This window comes from Atopomonas hussainii, from assembly GCF_900109735.1.
Taxonomy (GTDB): domain Bacteria; phylum Pseudomonadota; class Gammaproteobacteria; order Pseudomonadales; family Pseudomonadaceae; genus Atopomonas; species Atopomonas hussainii.
Map to the genome: position 1 here is coordinate 146786 of NZ_FOAS01000010.1, position 16729 is coordinate 163514.

Annotated in this window: 15 protein-coding genes and 1 pseudogene; all 16 read left to right on the forward strand. The window is 58.7% G+C overall.

Annotation, left to right across the window (positions count from 1 at the left end):
• The first annotated feature begins 3 nt into the window (after positions 1-3).
• The 16 genes and pseudogenes from BMX80_RS11445 (at position 4) to ahpF (ending at position 16403) form a co-directional block, all read left to right on the forward strand.
• Positions 4-978 carry an ExeA family protein gene (locus BMX80_RS11445; protein WP_074868546.1) on the forward strand — a complete coding sequence of 325 codons (975 nt, stop codon included), beginning with the start codon at positions 4-6 and terminating at the stop codon, positions 976-978.
• The gene (locus BMX80_RS11450; protein WP_074868550.1) at positions 962-2335 is read left to right on the forward strand and encodes a tetratricopeptide repeat protein; all 1374 of its coding nucleotides are present in this window, start codon (positions 962-964) and stop codon (positions 2333-2335) included. Before BMX80_RS11445 ends, BMX80_RS11450 begins: the two co-directional genes overlap by 17 nt.
• A complete protein-coding gene (locus BMX80_RS11455; protein WP_071870964.1) occupies positions 2328-4058 on the forward strand; it encodes a GspE/PulE family protein in 1731 nt (576 codons plus the stop codon). Before BMX80_RS11450 ends, BMX80_RS11455 begins: the two co-directional genes overlap by 8 nt.
• Positions 4058-5299, forward strand: coding sequence for a type II secretion system F family protein (locus BMX80_RS11460; RefSeq protein WP_074868552.1), 1242 nt, complete (start codon positions 4058-4060; stop codon positions 5297-5299). Before BMX80_RS11455 ends, BMX80_RS11460 begins: the two co-directional genes overlap by 1 nt.
• Positions 5296-5832 carry a hypothetical protein gene (locus BMX80_RS11465; protein ID WP_074868555.1) on the forward strand — a complete coding sequence of 179 codons (537 nt, stop codon included), beginning with the start codon at positions 5296-5298 and terminating at the stop codon, positions 5830-5832. Before BMX80_RS11460 ends, BMX80_RS11465 begins: the two co-directional genes overlap by 4 nt.
• Before the next feature lie 8 nt (positions 5833-5840).
• Positions 5841-6365, forward strand: coding sequence for a prepilin-type N-terminal cleavage/methylation domain-containing protein (locus BMX80_RS11470; RefSeq protein ID WP_071870961.1), 525 nt, complete (start codon positions 5841-5843; stop codon positions 6363-6365).
• 23 nt (positions 6366-6388) lie between these two features.
• The gene (locus tag BMX80_RS18045; protein WP_074868557.1) at positions 6389-6835 is read left to right on the forward strand and encodes a pilus assembly FimT family protein; all 447 of its coding nucleotides are present in this window, start codon (positions 6389-6391) and stop codon (positions 6833-6835) included.
• A gap of 18 nt (positions 6836-6853) precedes the next feature.
• Entirely contained in the window at positions 6854-7318 is a 465-nt protein-coding gene (locus BMX80_RS18050) for a pilin (protein WP_074868560.1), read from the forward strand.
• A 13-nt stretch (positions 7319-7331) separates the two neighbouring features.
• The gene (locus BMX80_RS11485) at positions 7332-7778 is read left to right on the forward strand and encodes a pilus assembly FimT family protein (protein ID WP_071870959.1); all 447 of its coding nucleotides are present in this window, start codon (positions 7332-7334) and stop codon (positions 7776-7778) included.
• Positions 7775-8236 carry a type IV pilus modification PilV family protein gene (locus tag BMX80_RS11490; RefSeq protein ID WP_074868575.1) on the forward strand — a complete coding sequence of 154 codons (462 nt, stop codon included), beginning with the start codon at positions 7775-7777 and terminating at the stop codon, positions 8234-8236. Before BMX80_RS11485 ends, BMX80_RS11490 begins: the two co-directional genes overlap by 4 nt.
• Before the next feature lie 7 nt (positions 8237-8243).
• Complete coding sequence (locus tag BMX80_RS11495) at positions 8244-9095, forward strand: PulJ/GspJ family protein (protein WP_074868577.1); 852 nt, start codon at positions 8244-8246, stop codon at positions 9093-9095.
• Positions 9085-9507, forward strand: coding sequence for a hypothetical protein (locus BMX80_RS11500; RefSeq protein WP_074868580.1), 423 nt, complete (start codon positions 9085-9087; stop codon positions 9505-9507). Before BMX80_RS11495 ends, BMX80_RS11500 begins: the two co-directional genes overlap by 11 nt.
• A gap of 293 nt (positions 9508-9800) precedes the next feature.
• A pseudogene (locus BMX80_RS18100) lies at positions 9801-10316 on the forward strand (DUF7305 domain-containing protein); the annotation flags it as partial.
• A 66-nt stretch (positions 10317-10382) separates the two neighbouring features.
• The gene (locus BMX80_RS11505) at positions 10383-13826 is read left to right on the forward strand and encodes a DUF6701 domain-containing protein (RefSeq protein ID WP_175474908.1); all 3444 of its coding nucleotides are present in this window, start codon (positions 10383-10385) and stop codon (positions 13824-13826) included.
• A gap of 244 nt (positions 13827-14070) precedes the next feature.
• Positions 14071-14634 (forward strand): alkyl hydroperoxide reductase subunit C, encoded by a 564-nt coding sequence (gene ahpC, locus BMX80_RS11510; protein WP_074868585.1) that lies wholly within the window; start codon positions 14071-14073, stop codon positions 14632-14634.
• A 218-nt stretch (positions 14635-14852) separates the two neighbouring features.
• Positions 14853-16403, forward strand: coding sequence for an alkyl hydroperoxide reductase subunit F (gene ahpF, locus BMX80_RS11515; protein ID WP_074868589.1), 1551 nt, complete (start codon positions 14853-14855; stop codon positions 16401-16403).
• Positions 16404-16729: the final 326 nt, after the last annotated feature.

Below are 16729 nucleotides of genomic sequence, written 5' to 3' on the forward strand. Positions count from 1 at the left end.
GTCATGTATCAGGCCTTCTATGGGCTGCGCGAAATGCCCTTCTCGCTGACCCCGAACACCGAGTTCATGGTGCGCTTGCCGGGCCATCAGGAGTGCTTGAACTTGCTCTTAGTGGCGCTGGAGCAAGGTGAGGGCTTTATCAAAATCAGCGGCGAAGTGGGCACCGGCAAAACCTTGTTGTGCCGCGCTTTGCTCAACAGCCTCGACGCCGAGCGCTTTCAGCTCGCCTATGTGCCCAACCCGTGCCTGACCCCAGAAGGTTTGCGCCGCGCGGTGGCCCGCGAGCTGCGCTTGGTAGAGGCCGATAGCCTTGGCGAAATTGCCCTGCTGGAAGCGATTAACCAAAAGCTGATCGAGCTGGCGCACGCCGGGCGTAGCTGTGTGCTGCTGATTGATGAAGCACAAGCCCTGCCGGATGACACCTTAGAAGCGCTGCGCTTGCTGACTAACCTAGAAACCGAGCGCAGCAAACTGTTGCAGGTGGTGTTGTTCGGCCAGCCCGAGTTGGATGACGTGCTAGGGCAGGAACGCTTCCGCCAGTTGCGTCAGCGGATCACCTTTTCTTATCGCCTCAAGCAGCTTGAGGGCGAGCAGATTGAGCGTTACCTCAATCATCGCTTGAGCGTGGCTGGTTACAACGGCCCGGCCTTGTTTGAACGCGCCGCGCTGCGCTTGCTGGCGCAGGGTACGCGGGGCGTGCCGCGGCTGATCAATATCGTCGCGCACAAGGCGCTGATGGTCGGCTTTGGCAAAGGCCAGCGACGCATTCCGCGCAGTTTTGTCCAGCGCGCCTTGGACGATACCGAAGGCGTGCAGGGGCCAGCGAACGCTCAGCCTCGCTGGCCTTGGGGCGTGGCCGCCGGTTTGGTCGTGGCGTTAACCCTGTGGCAAGCGCCTGCCTTGTTGAACTGGTTGCAACCGTGGCTGCCCACTGTCGCCAACGCCGAACAAGGAGGTGGCGATGAGTCTGGTCAATGAGATGCTGCGTGACTTAGAAGCACGCCGCGCCAGCCCGGAAGAAACCGCACCGTTTGCCGGCATGGCGCCGGTGGATGACGACCCCGACGAGCGCCTGCAAGACCGCCTTAGTCGCAAGCGCCCGTTACTCGCTTGGCTAGGTGGCTGCGCGCTGCTGGCGATTCTGCTCGGTATGTCTTTGAAAGTGATTTTTGACCCGGCCGCCAAGCCAGCCCCAGCGGTAGTGCAGGCTCCAACACCTGTGGTGCCTGCTGTGACACCGGCGCCGGCCTTGGCGCAGATTCAAGCCGTGCTGCCGCAAAACCAAGGCGAGCGCTTTGTCTTGCAGCTGCTCTTGGATAAACCCGTGAGCTACGAGCGCAAAGACGAAGACGGCGCCATCAGCATTCGCCTGCCCGCCACCGCACTGCCGCAAGGCTTGCAGCAAGGCCGCGTGCAGCGTGCGCCACTGGTGTTGTCGTGGCGCTTAGAGCCGCAAGGTAATGATGTGCAGCTGCTGTTGGTGGCCCTAGGCGGCACCTTGCAAGTGGATGATCGCCTCGAAAGCGCCGCCGATCGTTGGCAGCTGTGGCTAGAAGTCACCCCGCGCGCCGCCGAGGCCGAACTGGACTTAACCGACCTGCCGATTGCCGAAGAAGCCAGCGAGCCGGTTGAGCTGTTCGCCGTGCCGGTCAGTGCACCGCCGGCAGAGCCCACACAGCCTGCCACTCACACGGCTAACACGGCGCCAGCGGTGCGCGCCCAGCCAACGGCGAACACACAGATTAAAGTCACCCCGCGTCGCCAAGACGAGCTGAGTCGCGCCAAGCAAGCCATGCTCGCGCAGGATTACTTAGGCGCTATCACCTTGCTGGAAACCGCCCAGCGTGAGCAGCCGGACAACAGCGAAGTCAGCGCTTGGTTGGCCAAAGCGTATTTGGCCGCCGGGCAAATCAATCAGCTACAGAGCTGGCTGCCGGGGCAAATCGCCCGTCATCCGCAAAACAGCGAGCTGCGCATGCTCTTAGCGCGGGGCCAGCTGGAGCAAGGCCAAGCCGCCGCTGCGGCGCAAACCTTAAGTGGTTATCTACCGCCGCTGGCTAAAGACCCGGCCTACCACGCGCTGCTCGCTGCCACTTACCAGCAAACCGGCAACTGGGCGCAAAGCGCCGAGCGCTATCAAGAGTTGCTGCGCTATCAAGCGGGCCAAGGCAGCTGGCAGCTCGGCTTGGCCATCGCGCTGGAGCAACTGGGCGACCTGCGTACGGCGAGCAATCATTACCGGTTGGGCTTGGCTACTGGCAGCTTGCAAGGTGCTTCTGCCGATTACGCGCGCAGTCGTTTAGCCGCGCTGCTGAAGGAATTAGGCGATGAGTGAAGAACAAGGCCAACGGAAAAAACTGCGCATCGGCGATGTGCTGATCCAAGCCGGGCTATTAACCGATGCGCAGCTGGGCCTCGCCCTGCAGGAACAAAAACGCGCCGGCACTAAGCTCGGCCGCACTGTGGTGGACATGGGCTTTGTCACCGAAGTGCGTTTGCTTAAGGCGTTGTCCGAGCAGCTGCAAGTGCCGTTTATCGAGCTTAAGCACTTTAAGTTCAACCAAGAACTGATCCAAAAACTGCCGGAAACCATGGCCCGCCGCTACCGCGCGCTGGTGCTGGCCAAAGAGCCGGAAGGCTTGCGCGTGGCCATGAGCGACCCGCTCGACTTAATGGCCATGGACGCCCTCGAACACCACCTAAAAGACCGTCTGCTGCCGGCGGTGGTGCGCGAAGGCGAGCTGGTCGAGACCCTTGAGCTGGTCTATCGCCGCACCAGCGAAATCGCCTCGATTGCCGGTGAGCTGGAAGAAGACCTCGCCGACAGCGACTTCGACCTCGCCCGCCTGTCGGACGACAGCAACACCGAAGCGCCGGTGGTGCGCCTGCTGCAAACCTTGTTTGAAGACGCCGTGCAAATGAAGGCCTCGGACATTCACATCGAGCCCGACGAAGGCGTGGTGCGCATCCGCCAGCGTATCGACGGTGTGCTCAACGAGCAGGTGATGAAAGAAAAACGCATCGCCTCAGCCTTGGTGATGCGCTTAAAGATCATGTCCGGTTTGGATATCTCGGAAAAACGCCTGCCGCAGGATGGCCGCTTCAATATCCGGGTGAAAAACCGCAGCCTCGACGTGCGTGTCTCGACCATGCCTGTGCAATACGGCGAGTCGGTGGTGATGCGTCTGCTCGATCAGTCAGCCGGCGTGTTTAGTCTGGATAAAACCGGCATGCCGGCGGATTTGCTGGCGCGTTTTCGCCGTTTGCTGCAGCGCCCGTTTGGCCTGGTGCTGGTCACTGGCCCGACAGGTTCGGGTAAAACCACCAGCCTGTATGCCGGGCTGTCGGAGCTTAATAGCCCGGATAAAAAAATCATCACCGTGGAAGACCCGGTGGAATACCGCCTGCCACGTATCAACCAAGTGCAGGTCAACGCCAAGATCGACCTGACCTTCGCCCGCGTGTTGCGCGCTGCGTTGCGCCAAGACCCGGACATCGTGCTGATTGGTGAGATGCGCGACCAAGAAACCGCCGAAATCGGCCTGCGCGCCGCACTGACCGGTCACTTGGTGCTATCCACCTTGCACACCAACGATGCGATGACCTCGGCCATGCGCTTGATCGACATGGGCGCCGAGCCGTTCTTGGTCGCTACCTCGTTAAATGCCGTGTTGGCGCAGCGCTTGATTCGCCGCATCTGCGAAAACTGCATGGAAGAGTACGAGCCCGCCTTGCAGCAACGTGTGTGGCTGGAAAGCCTCGCCGGGCATTCGCTAGAGGGGCGTAAGTTCAAGCATGGCAATGGCTGCCACCACTGCAATAACACAGGCTATCGCGGTCGTATCGGTGTGTATGAGCTGCTGGAAATGGACGATGCCATGGTCAGCGCCCTGCGCAGCGCCGATCCGGAAACCTTCGCTCAAGCGGCCAAGCGCAACCCCAATTACCGGCCACTGGCCAACTGCGCGCTGGACTACGCCTTGGCTGGCGTGACCAGTGTCGAGGAGGTACTCAAGGTGTGCGCCACGCTGACGGATAGCATGGAAGGCGCCGTGTAATGGCCGAGTTTCACTATCAGGGGCGTAATGCGCAGGGCGCTAAGGTCTCTGGTGTGCTCAGTGCCGCCAATGCGCAGGCTGTTGCGCAAACCTTGCAGTCGCAGCGCATCACCCCGCTGGCGATTGAAGAGCAAGCCGCGAGCGGGGCGGGCGGCGACGATGTGCTGCAGCAAATCCGCCAGCGCTTTAAGCGCCGCAAGGTGGCGCTGGAAGAACTGATTATCTTCTGCCGCCAGATGCGCAGCCTGAACAAAGCCGGCGTGCCCATTATTCGCGCCATGCGCGGCTTGGCCGAATCTGGGCGTAACGAGTTTTTTGCCGAGGTGCTGCAAGAAGTGGCCACGGACATGGAGTCCGGGATGAGCTTGGCGGCTGCGCTGCGCCAGCACCCTAAAGTGTTTATGCCGCTGTTTATCAGCATGATTAACGTCGGCGAAAACACCGGTAAGTTGGATGTCGCGTTCGGTGAGTTATCCGGCTATCTGGAGCTAGAGCGCGAAACCCGCAAGCGCATCAAGCAGGCCACCCGTTATCCCACCTTCGTGATGCTGGCCATGGGCGTGGCGCTGACGGTGATCAACCTGTTTGTGATTCCGGCGTTTGCCAAAGTGTTCGAGCAGTTTCGCGCCGAACTGCCGCTGCCCACGCGCATCTTGATCGGCATGTCCGATTTCATGGTCAATTATTGGTGGCTGCTGTTGCTGATTCTGGTCGGCAGTTTGGTGGCGTTTTTTCGCTACATCAAAACCGATGATGGCGCCTTGTGGTGGGACAAAACCAAGCTGCGCCTGCCCATCGTGGGCGGTGTTTTTGAGCGCATCGCCTTGGGCCGTTTCTCGCGCACCTTCGCCATGATGTACCAGTCTGGCGTGCCGATTCTGCAAACTTTGTCGGTGAATGCCGGCAGCGTCGGCAACTTGTATATCGGCAATGCCATCATCGAGATGCGCGCCGGGGTCGAGCGTGGCGAAGCGCTCACCCGCACCGCGGCCAATACCGGGCTGTTTACACCGTTGGTCTTGCAAATGATGGCGGTCGGCGAAGAAACCGGCTCGCTGGATTCATTATTTCTTGAAGTGGCCGACTTCTATGAACAAGAGGTCGACTACGACTTAAAACGCCTTGCCGATGCTATTGAGCCGATCTTGATTGTGGCGCTGGGCATTATGGTCTTGGTGTTGGCGCTGGGCGTGTTCCTGCCGATGTGGGAACTGTCGTCGGCGGCCAAGGGGAAAATGTGAGTCACCCCGACTATGCTCAAGATAAGCAAATCAGTCGCCTGAGAATTGTTGTCACACTGGTGCTAAGTCTGTTGGGCGGCAGTGTTGCGTGGATGATGTTAGAGCGCGCCAGCGCAGTGCTTGAACAGCGCACGGTGGCGGCGATTCGCGGCAGTTTGGCCGACAGCGTGTTGGCCGAAGTGGCCGAAGCCATGGCCGCTGGCAAGCCGGCGCCGGATCTGCACGCGGTGAACCCGTTCACCCTGCTGAGCTGGCAGCCCGAGCAGTATTGCGGCGAGTTGCAAGGTAACGCAGCGCCGCAGCCGGGGTGCTGGCATTACCTAACAGATCGCAAGTGGGTGGTATATCGCTTGCAAGCACGATGGATAACGCCTGAGGAAGGCGGCATTTTGGCGCTGGAGATTCGACGCTTAGGCGCTGAAGTGTTAAATAGTTCACACAATGTGCCGAAAAACGGCACTGCGGCCGTGTACGAAATGGACGACGTCAGCGCTGAGGAATTGCGCCGGTACATCCGCCGCTTAGAGCTCTAGGAGGCCCTATGCGTCAACGCGGTTTTACCTTGATTGAACTGATCGTGGTCATCGCCATTCTTGGCATTTTGGCTGCCGTGGCCTTGCCGCGCTTTATCAACGCCACCAAAGATGCTCACGAAGCGGCAGTGCGCGGTACCGCCGGCGCCTTAGCCTCGGCCGTTTTGCTAGTGCGTTCACAATGGGAAGTTAACCGCAACGGCGGCTCGCAGGGCTGTAGCGGCACTAACTGCCAGCAAAACGTGGCGGGTTTCGGCAACGGCACTGTGGATGTCAACGCCAACGGCTGGCCGATCGGTATCAATCGCGGGGCGGGTACACTGCCGGCCACTACTGCAATGAGTGTTGCAACCTGCGGCGAAGTGTTTAACAACGTTTTGCAAGGCTCGGCGCCAACGATTACAGGCACCAACCCGGATTACACCGTTACGGCGGCTACCACTATCTGCACGTTCGCTTACAACCTAGATGGTGGTAACGACAATATTCAATACAACGCCAATAACGGTGAAGTCACCGTTACCTTTCAGTAACACGGCATGAGGTCCATGTACGTATGAAAAAGCAACAAAGTGGTTTTACTTTGATCGAACTGATCATGGTGATTGTAATTTTGGGCATCTTGGCCGCCTTTGCGTTGCCGCGGTTTGCTGACTTTGGCAGTCAAGCTCGCATAGCTTCGATTAATGGCTTGGCGGGTAGTTTGCGCTCTGCCTCAGCCATTGCGCACTCCGCGCAGGTTGCTGCAGGTGCAGCGGCCAACGCTAGCGTTACCCTTGAGGGTGTCAATATTACTATGGTGGCTGGTTACCCAACAGCGAATGCGGCTGGTATCGACGAGGCTGCCCAAGTAGATGGTTTTGCGGCTACTGCTGGCGGTGCTGCTGCTGGTGCCTCAATAACCTATACCGTTCAAGGGTACACAGGCACCAACTGCCAAGTTGTCTACACCGCTGGTAATACTGGGCCCTCTACAGTTGTGGCCACAGTTAACGGTTGTTAAAACTAAGAGGTATAGCGAATGCGCAATGCTAACCAAGGCTTCACCCTGATTGAACTCATCATGGTGATTGTAATTTTGGGAATATTGGCGGCATTTGCTTTGCCTCGTTTTGCCGACTTTGGCCAGAGTGCGCGTATTGCGTCGCTGCAAGGTTTAGAGGGTAGTTTGAAGTCATCGGCAGCCATTGCGCACTCAGTGCATTTAGTGAATGGCACCGCGGTTAATGCACAAATTCCATTAGAGGGTTTGAACATTACGATGCGTAATGGCTACCCAAGGGCTAATGCGAGCGGTATTGATCTTGCTGCAAACGTTAGTGGTTTTGCTGCATCAGGTGGTGGGGGAGGTGCTAACGCTACGCGCACTTACAATATCACCGGCTACACCGCAGGCGCAGGCGGGTGCAATGTGACTTACCAAGCGGCAAATCCTAACCAAAACCGTCCTTCGCCTGTCATTACGCGTAATGACGGTGGTTGTTGAATAAGCAATCCCTATGCGCGGCTTCACCCTCGTCGAATTGCTTTTGGTGATTGTCATCCTCGGCATTTTGGCAGCAGTGGTGGGGCCGCGTTTTTTCTCGCGGGTGCAATTTGACGACCGCCTGTTTTACGAAGAAACCCTCGCCGCCGTGCGTTATGCGCAAAAGCTTGCGGTAGCCAGCAATTGCCAAGTGCGGGTGAGCTTGAGCCAAGCATCGGGCTACTTGCTCGAGCGCAACCAAAATTGCGCCAATGGCAGCAGCTGGGTGGCGGTGGTTGACCCGTATGAGGGCCAGCCGCCGTATGGCAACAGTGCCGTGCCTAACGGCGTGACGGTAAGCACGACGGGTTTCCCCGTGGTGTTTGACTCGCAAGGCCGCAGCGCCGCCGCCAGTGCCGGTATTGGTAGTTTTACCCTGAACGTCACCGCCGGCAGCGGTTACGTGAAAGGCCAGCTATGAAACGCCAGCGCGGCATGACGCTGGTGGAGTTGATCATCAGTATTGTGATCATCGGTATTGCCGCCTCGGCCTTGTTCAGCGCCATGGCCAGCATCACGGCGCGCTCCGCAGACCCTATGTTGCGCCAACAAGCCTTGGCGATTGCCGAGGCGTATCTGGAAGAAATCCTTACCCAGCCTTATCTCGACCCCAGCACCGGCAACGAATGCCCCAGCGCGCCGGGCAATCGTGCTTTGTTTGATAACGTCTGTGACTACAACGGGCTGAACGATAACGGCGCGCGTGACTCCTCCGGCAATGCGCTGGCGGGTTTAAGCAATTACCGCATTCAAGTGGCGGTGGCTAATGGCGCAGCGTGGAATGGCGTGCCTGCTGGCGCGGTACTCAGTGTGGACGTCACCGTGACTGATCCACAAGGTCAGGCGCTGCTGCTACGCGGCTACCGGACACGGTACTGAGGTGCCTATGCCACGACAGACACAGCGCGCGTTTACCTTAGTGGAACTGGTTATGGTGATTGCCCTGGCCGGGGTGGTTGCGGTGATGATCAGCGCGGTGCTATCGCGCCCGCTTGAAGGCTTTGTGGCGCAAAGCCGGCGTGCTGAGTTGGTCGATTTAGCCGCGTCGGCGCTCAATCGCATTGCGCGGGATATCCGCTTGGCGGTGCCTAATTCGGTGCGTGTACAGGGCAATGACATGGACATGCTCAACGTGCTGGCCGCCGGGCGCTATCGGCCCAATCGGGTAGGTGGCGATAGCCTGCGTTTTAGCACCAACAACAGCGACCCGGCGTGCACGGTTACGGGCAACTGCTCGGCGTTTCAGGTGCTGCACCCCAGTTTGAGTGTGGCGGGGGCGCGCTGGTTGGTGGTGTACAACATTGGCGCCGAATCAGGCGGCAGCCCCGTGGCGGGCAGCAATGTGTGGGCGTATGCCAACCCCGGAGTGATCAGCCCCACCGGCGCTGGCTTTGCCGCCACCGGTATAGCGGGTAACGAAACCCAGGTGACGCTCTCAGGCTATGGCAGCGACTTTCGCTTTGCGTTTGCCTCGCCCGAGCGTCGCTTTTATTTGGCCGATCAGGTGATTGGTTACCGTTGTAGCGGCAATCAATTGCTACGTTATACGCGTACGGTGCTAACCCCGGCATTTAGCGGCACCGACGAGTTGCTGGTGGATAAGCTCAGCGCGTGCAGCTTTACCTATGCGCCGGGCACGCCGCAGCGCGCGGGCTTGGTGACTTTGCGTCTGGCCATGACGATTGAAGGCGAAACCATTGAATTACTGCAGCAGGTTCACGTCGACAATGCGCCCTAAGTTAGCGGTGCCGCGAGGGTTACAACGCCAGCGCGGCTTTTCGCTGGTGGCGTCGATGTTTGTGGTGATTATTGTCACTGTGGTGGTGATCGCCATGGCGCGCCTGTCCAGCAATCAAAGCGCCACCGGCAGCCTGCTCATCCAACAGGCGCGGGCCTACCAAGCCGCCCGCGCAGGTTTGGAGTGGGGCATTTACCAAGCGCTGAATGGCGGCGCCTGCGCGGGCAGCCCAGTCATGGCCGGCAGTCTCAGTGAGTACACAGTGGCCGTTACGTGCACGAGTAACGGCTACACCGGCGAAGATGGTGCGGCGTTAACCATCTACCAACTGCAAGCCGTGGCACAAAACGGCTCGCCTGATACGCGTCCTGATTATGCCTTTCGCCGTTTGGAAGCCGTGGTGGAGCGATGATGAATATGCGCTGGATTGGCTTGTTGGGAGTTTTCACAGTACTACCTGCTTGGGCAGATGTCGGTAGCTGTGAAGCGAACTTTCCAGGCGGTATTCAGAGCTGGTACGTGGGGTCGGCCAGTAATGGCGGCAAGGTCACGTTTGAGCAAAATGCTGTGCTGCTTGATAACCCAGCGACAGCCTTGCCGGTGCAGTCGATCGAAAAGAAGGGCAATAACAACACTTGCGGTAGCTCGGATTGTGCGGCCAGTGGTGGCTCGGTGCCTACGCAAAGCGCTGGTGCTTTTCCTGATATGGGTGGCTATAAAGCGGAATATATTTTGGCTGATAACAGGTCGGGTGCTCTTTCAGGGGATGGCACTAATCAATACAAAGAAATAAAGCTTGGAAAAAATGCCAAGCTGACCATTGCTGGCGCTGGGCAGACTTTTTATATCGATAAGCTTGTATTGGGTGACGGGGCGGAGCTGACGCTTTCGCCGGGAGATTATTGGGTTGGTAAGTTTGACTCTAGTAAAAATTCCAGCGTTAAGATTTCAAGTAATGCTCAGGTTCGATGGTTTGTACGTGATGATTTCAAACTGGGCGAAAATTCATTGATTAACTCCTCGGGGAATAATAGTTCCGGAACCCCCGATCTGTTTTATCTTTATGCATACAGTAAGCTGGAGTTTGAAAAGGGCAGCACCGCCAGCGGTTATTTCTATGCGGCCTCAGGAAACGGTCAGGGTGACCCAGCTCTACTGAAAGAAAATACAAAAGTTTTTGGTGCGATCACAGCGCGCAATATTTATCTCGATAAAAACGCACAAGTTTCGTACAGCGCCCCCGGTGATGCGTGCGCGGCGCCGCTCACGCCAGTGCTCAGTTGGTCGATGAACGAAGCCATCTGGAGTGGCAATGGCAACGAAGTATTGGATGACTCGCCCAATGCGATGCACGGAGCGGTGAAGCGCGGCGCAACCAATCTTGATTTAGACCCCGCTTTGCCGATTGTGGCGGGTGAAGGTACTTGTGGTTATGGCGTGTTTGATACCAGTAGGCAGCAGTACATCGAGCATCCGCACGACAACCGCTTAACCATGGATGACAACTTCACCTTGGCGGTGTGGGTTAAGCCCGCCAGCTTACCGCGTAGCGGTTTGATGACCATTGCCTCGAAGGATGAAAACTACGAGTTTCACTTAAAGCCCAACGGCCGGGTGAACTGGTGGTGGCAAACCACAGGCCCCAACAGCACGCGCCAGTTTGATAGCACTGTGAGTGTGCCGGTGGGGCAATGGACGCATATCGTGTTGCGTTATGCCCCGGGCGATCAGCGTATTTATATCAATGGTGCACTGGCTGGGCAGCGTAATTACTCTGGCACGCCACGCGGCAATACCGACCCTTTCCAAATCGCCAATGACCAAGGCTTTCGCGGGCGATATTTCAACGGCCAGATCGACGAGGTGCGCATCTTTGATCGGCCGCTGTCGGATAGCCAAATCGCCGCGTTAATGCGTGAACGTAAGACCTGTCCGTTGCGCTTGGCGTGCTTTAACGACAGTTTTGACCGCACCGCGCCCGGCGCCGATTGGGCGCTGTCTCGTTCATCCGGCAACTTTAGTCCTGCACTGATCAGTAACCGGCTGCGCTTAACCGAAGCACAAAATCGCCAGGCTACGTTGGCCACGCTGCAGCGCGTCTTTCCCGCTGACGGCAACTATCTGGAGGTGGAATTCGACTACCTCGCCTATGCAGGATCTAGCAATGGTCGCGGCGCCGATGGGGTGGCGGTGATTTTGTCCGATCAAAGCATCACTCCAATTCCCGGCAGCTACGGTGGTTCGTTAGGCTACGCGCAACGCACAAACTCTAACCCACGGATCAATGGTTTTGCCGGCGGTTGGCTGGGGCTAGGTGTTGATGAGTACGGTAATTTCTCCCGTGCCAGTGAGGGGCGTGTGGGGGGCGTGGGCTTCCGCCGCGACTCGGTAGCAATTCGAGGTTCGGGGTCTCGCTTAAATGGCTACCGCTATTTGGCCGGTACCGGCTCGCTAAACCCGGGGGTCGATATTGGCGGCAACACGCCGGGGCCGAATCATCGCTACAAACTGGTGATGGATGGCCGCGAGGCCGGCAAAGTGTATCTGCGCGTTGATCGCGATACTGGCAGCGGCTACCAAAACCTGATCGCCAACTTTGATGCGCGCGCCGATGTGAATCAGGCACCGTTGCCGCAGAACTTCTTGCTCTCGTTTACCGGCTCTACGGGTGGCTCGCGCAATATCCATGAGCTGGATAACGTGCAGGTATGTTCACGCTTTGGCATTACCACGCCGGTGCTGATCGACCATATCAGGCTGGAGCATGACGGCAATGGCCTGACCTGCTCGCCAGAAACCGTCACCGTGAAAGCCTGCCGCGATAGCGCGTGTACTCAGCTGTATACCGACCCTGTGAGCGTCACCTTGGCTGGTACTGGCTGGGCGCAAAACCCGCTAACCGTGACCGGCGGTAGTGCCACGGTGGCGTTGCGTAATACCACGGCTGGAACACGCACTGTGGCCGTGAGCGCCTCTAGCCCAAGCGCGAATAACACCGCGCAGTGCCGCAACCTCAGTGCCGGCAGCAACAGTTGCGACATTGCTTTTGCCGACAGCGGTTTTATCTTCGATGTGCCCACGCAGACCTCCGGCAAGCCGTCGTCGGCGGTGCAGATCAGCGCGGTGAAGAAAGACGACGCCAGCCAGGCCTGTGTGCCGGCCTTTGCCAATGTTAATAAAAACGTTGGCTTCTGGTTTAACTACAGCAACCCGAGCACCGGCACCTTAGCGCTCAGCGTCAACAGCACTTCTCTAGGCACCAACGCCGCCAGCCCCACGCCGGTAAGCTTAAGTTTCGATGCCAATGCCCGCGCGAATTTCACCGTGACTTACCCAGATGCCGGTCAGCTGACCCTTAACGCGCAATACACCGAGCAAGTCGCGGGGCAGCCGGATTTGCTGATGCAAGGTAACGACAGCTTCGTGGTGAAACCGTTTGGTTTGCATGTGGCCACCGAGACGCTCACCACATGCACGGCGGATGTCAGCTGCCCGCTGTACCCTGGCAATGTGCGCGCCGGTGATAGCTTTAATCTGCGCGTTAGGCCCGTGGCGTGGAATGGCTCCGATACGGACGCCGATTTAAGCGATAACCCCGCCACGCCTAACTATGAACAGACCGGCTTAGGCTTTACCAGCGCTGTGCTGGCACCGGCCGGTGGCGATAGCGGTTCTTTATCGCCAGCCGGTTACGACCACGGCGTGAGCGCTACGGGCGAGAGCACGGTGAGTGTGCGCCAAGGCGAAGTGGGCGTGTTCCAAATCACCGTCACCCCGCCGCTCAACGGCTATCTGGGTGAGACAGTACCAGCCGGGGTGAGTGGCCCAGTAGGGCGCTTTATTCCCGCTAACTTCCAAGTGACTGCCAGTGCGACTCTCACCAATGCGTGTGGCGCCTTTAGCTATCAAGGCCAGCGCATTGGCTATCAGAATGAGCCACAGCTGAGTGTCACTGCGGTGAGCCGCGATGGTGGCACCACTAATAACTATGACCGTGGCGCTTTCTGGCGCTTAGCGAATCCCTCACTAGGGGTGAACTCCACCATTGCCGGGCGCGCGGGGCTCAATGCACGCATGAGCCTAGACGGCACGCAAAGCATTGTGGTCAACGGTGCAGGCAATGGCGATGGCGCGCGCACCTTTACCTATCAAGGGCAGGGCCTGCTGTACAGCAAGGCTGCCGTGCCGAGCAGTGAGGATGAGCCAGTGGCCATCGACGCCGAGCTGGCCTTTGCCGCCGCGGCGCTCACCGACCTAGATGGTGCCTGCTACGGCGGCGCCAGCTGCGCAGGCTTTACCCAGACCTTTGCTGGCAGCGAGCTGCGCTTGGGGCGCGCCAGTGTTGGCAATGCGCATGGCTCGGAGCTGCAAGGTTTAAGCCTGCCGCTGCAACTGCAAAGCTGGAAAAGCGGCGGCGTGTTTAGTCTGGAAGCCGGCGATACTTGCACTGTGCTCAGCAGCGCCAATGTCAGCCTGAGCAACTTCATCGGCAACCTCGCCAGCAGCGATACCTCGGCGAGTCTTAGCGGGCCAACCGGCGGGCTTGGCAGCCTAAGCCTGACGGCGCCGGGCGCCGGTAATGACGGCAGCGTACAAGTGAACCTCGATGTGCCGGAATACCTGCACTTTGACTGGTTTGGCAGTGGCCTTAGCGACCCGCAAGGGCAGGCCACGTTTGGGATTTTTGGCGGCCAACAGCCGATCATCTACCGCCGCGAGACCTACCGTTAACCCGCACTAGCGCGGCGCGAAACCCGCCTTGGGGGTTGAAACCGCCGCCGTTCACCTCCACTGTCATCCTCAGTCGCTATGCTGTGGGCGCGGGTGCTGGCATTCGTCGGTGCCGGCGCTATCATTGCAGCGCTTCGATAGGCTATCCCTATGGCATTCATTGGTTCATTTGATTTAACGAATGAGCCGGGCTTGCGTAGTCTTGCCTTCGTCCAACGTTAATTCATCCCACAAGGAGTCATTCATGAACCTGATTAACACCCAAGTTCAGCCGTTCAAGGTTAACGCTTTCCACAACGGCAAGTTCATCGAAGTTACCGAAGAAAGCCTCAAGGGCAAGTGGTCCGTGCTGATCTTCATGCCGGCTGCTTTCACCTTCAACTGCCCGACCGAAATCGAAGACGCGGCCAACAACTACGCCGAGTTCCAGAAGGCCGGTGCTGAGGTGTACATCGTCACTACCGACACCCACTTCTCGCACAAGGTATGGCACGAAACTTCGCCGGCCGTTGGCAAGGCACAGTTCCCGCTGATCGGCGACCCGACTCACCAGCTGACCAACGCGTTCGGCGTGCACATCGCTGAAGAAGGCTTGGCACTGCGTGGCACCTTCGTGGTTAACCCGGAAGGCACCATCAAGACCGTAGAGATTCACTCCAACGAAATCGCTCGTGACGTTGGCGAAACCCTGCGCAAGCTGAAAGCCGCTCAGTACACCGCTGCCCATCCGGGTGAAGTGTGCCCAGCTAAGTGGAAAGAGGGTGAGAAGACCCTGGCTCCGTCGCTGGACCTGGTCGGCAAGATCTAAGCCGAGGTTAAGCGATGAGCACACAGGCCAAGCACGAACTGACCGAATTAGGCCTCGCCTTGCTGAGTCATTACGCGATGCGTGGCCTGTAAGCCACCCAAGCAACGCAGCGTGATCCGCTGTGCTGTGAGAGAAGGGCGCGACACATTCGCGCCCTTCTTGTAAGGGGCCTTTATGGCCCACCCCGAATTAAGCAGATTCTCACGAGGACTCGCGCCATGTTAGACGCCAACCTGAAAACCCAATTGCAGGGCTACCTGACCAAGGTGACTCAGCCGTTCGCGATTGTTGCCTCGCTGGATGACAGCGCGAAATCGCAAGAACTGCTGGGCCTGCTCAACGACATCGAAGCCCTGAGTGACAAAATCACCCTGCGCACCGATGGCACCGACAGCCGCACGCCGTCGTTCGCCTTAACCCGCGACGACGCCAACATCAGCCTGCGCTTTGCCGGCATCCCTATGGGCCACGAGTTCACCTCGTTGGTGCTGGCGCTGCTGCAAGTTGGCGGCCACCCTTTCAAACTCAGCGACGAGGTGATCGAACAGATCCGCGCCGTGGAGGGTGAATTTAACTTCGAAACTTATTTCTCGCTGTCCTGCCAGAACTGCCCTGACGTGGTGCAGGCGCTGAACCTGATGGCCGTGCTCAACCCTAACATCCGTCACGTGGCCATTGATGGCGCGCTGTTTCAGGATGAGGTTGAAGCCCGCCAAGTCATGTCGGTGCCGAGCATCTACTTAAACGGCGAGCTGTTCACTCAGGGCCGCATGGGCGTGGAAGAAATCCTCGCCAAAATCGACACCGGCGCGGCAGCCCGCGAGGCCGCCAAGCTGAATGACAAAGCCCCGTTCGACGTACTAGTCGTCGGTGGTGGCCCCGCTGGCGCTGCCGCTGCGGTGTACGCCGCGCGTAAAGGCATTCGCACCGGTGTAGCGGCGGAGCGCTTCGGCGGGCAAGTGCTGGACACCCTGGCGATTGAAAACTTTATCTCCGTGCAAGAAACCGAAGGCCCGAAACTGGCCCGCGCACTGGAAGAACACGTTAAGCAGTACGAAGTGGACCTCATGAACCTGCAACGTGCCGCCAAGCTGGTGCCCGCGGCTGAAGGCGGCCTGCATGAGGTGCAGTTCGAGAGCGGCGCTTCGCTAAAAGCCAAGACGGTGATTATTTCCACCGGCGCGCGCTGGCGCGAAATGAACGTGCCCGGCGAGCAGGAATACCGTGGCAAGGGCGTAGCCTACTGCCCGCATTGCGACGGCCCGCTGTTTAAAGGCAAGCCCGTGGCGGTGATCGGCGGCGGTAACTCCGGCGTTGAGGCGGCTATCGACTTGGCCGGTATCGTCAGCCACGTCACCCTGATCGAGTTCGACGACAAGCTGCGCGCCGATGCCGTGCTGCAAACCAAGCTGGCCAGCCTGCCGAATGTCACAGTGATTAAGAGCGCGCTGACCACTGAAGTGAAGGGCAACGGCCAGAAAGTCACCGGCTTGGTCTACCAAGACCGCATCAGTGGCGAGCACCATGAAGTGACGCTGGACGGCATCTTCGTGCAGATCGGCCTGCTGCCTAACAGCGATTGGCTGAAGGGCTCGGTCGAGCTGTCGCCGCGCGGCGAGATCATCACCGACAGCCGTGGCGCGACCAACATCCCCGGCGTGTTTGCCGCCGGTGACGTAACCACCGTGCCGTACAAGCAAATCGTCATCGCCATCGGCGAAGGCGCGAAGGCGTCACTGGCAGCGTTTGATCACCTCATCCGGCAGTGAAGCACGGCTTGAAGGGCTGCACAGCGAAGTCACGGCGTTACGCGGTGCTCGAAAACTCGCCTACCAACACGGTATGTCTCGTTTTCTGTGCGCCGGGCGCCTTGTGCCTGCACTGTTCGCCGCTGCAATCCGTACTTCCTTAGTTAAGTTTGCTCCGCCCGCCGCCGCATCGGCGGGCAGCATTCCCACTCGGCAAGCCTCGGCTTGCCGTTTTTTTGTCTGCGCTAGTCAAACAGGGCCGCTTAGCCGATAGCGTTTGCATTTCCTGTGCGTGTCGCCTATATATGCAAATAATTGCATTAAAAATCATCGTCCACCCATAACAA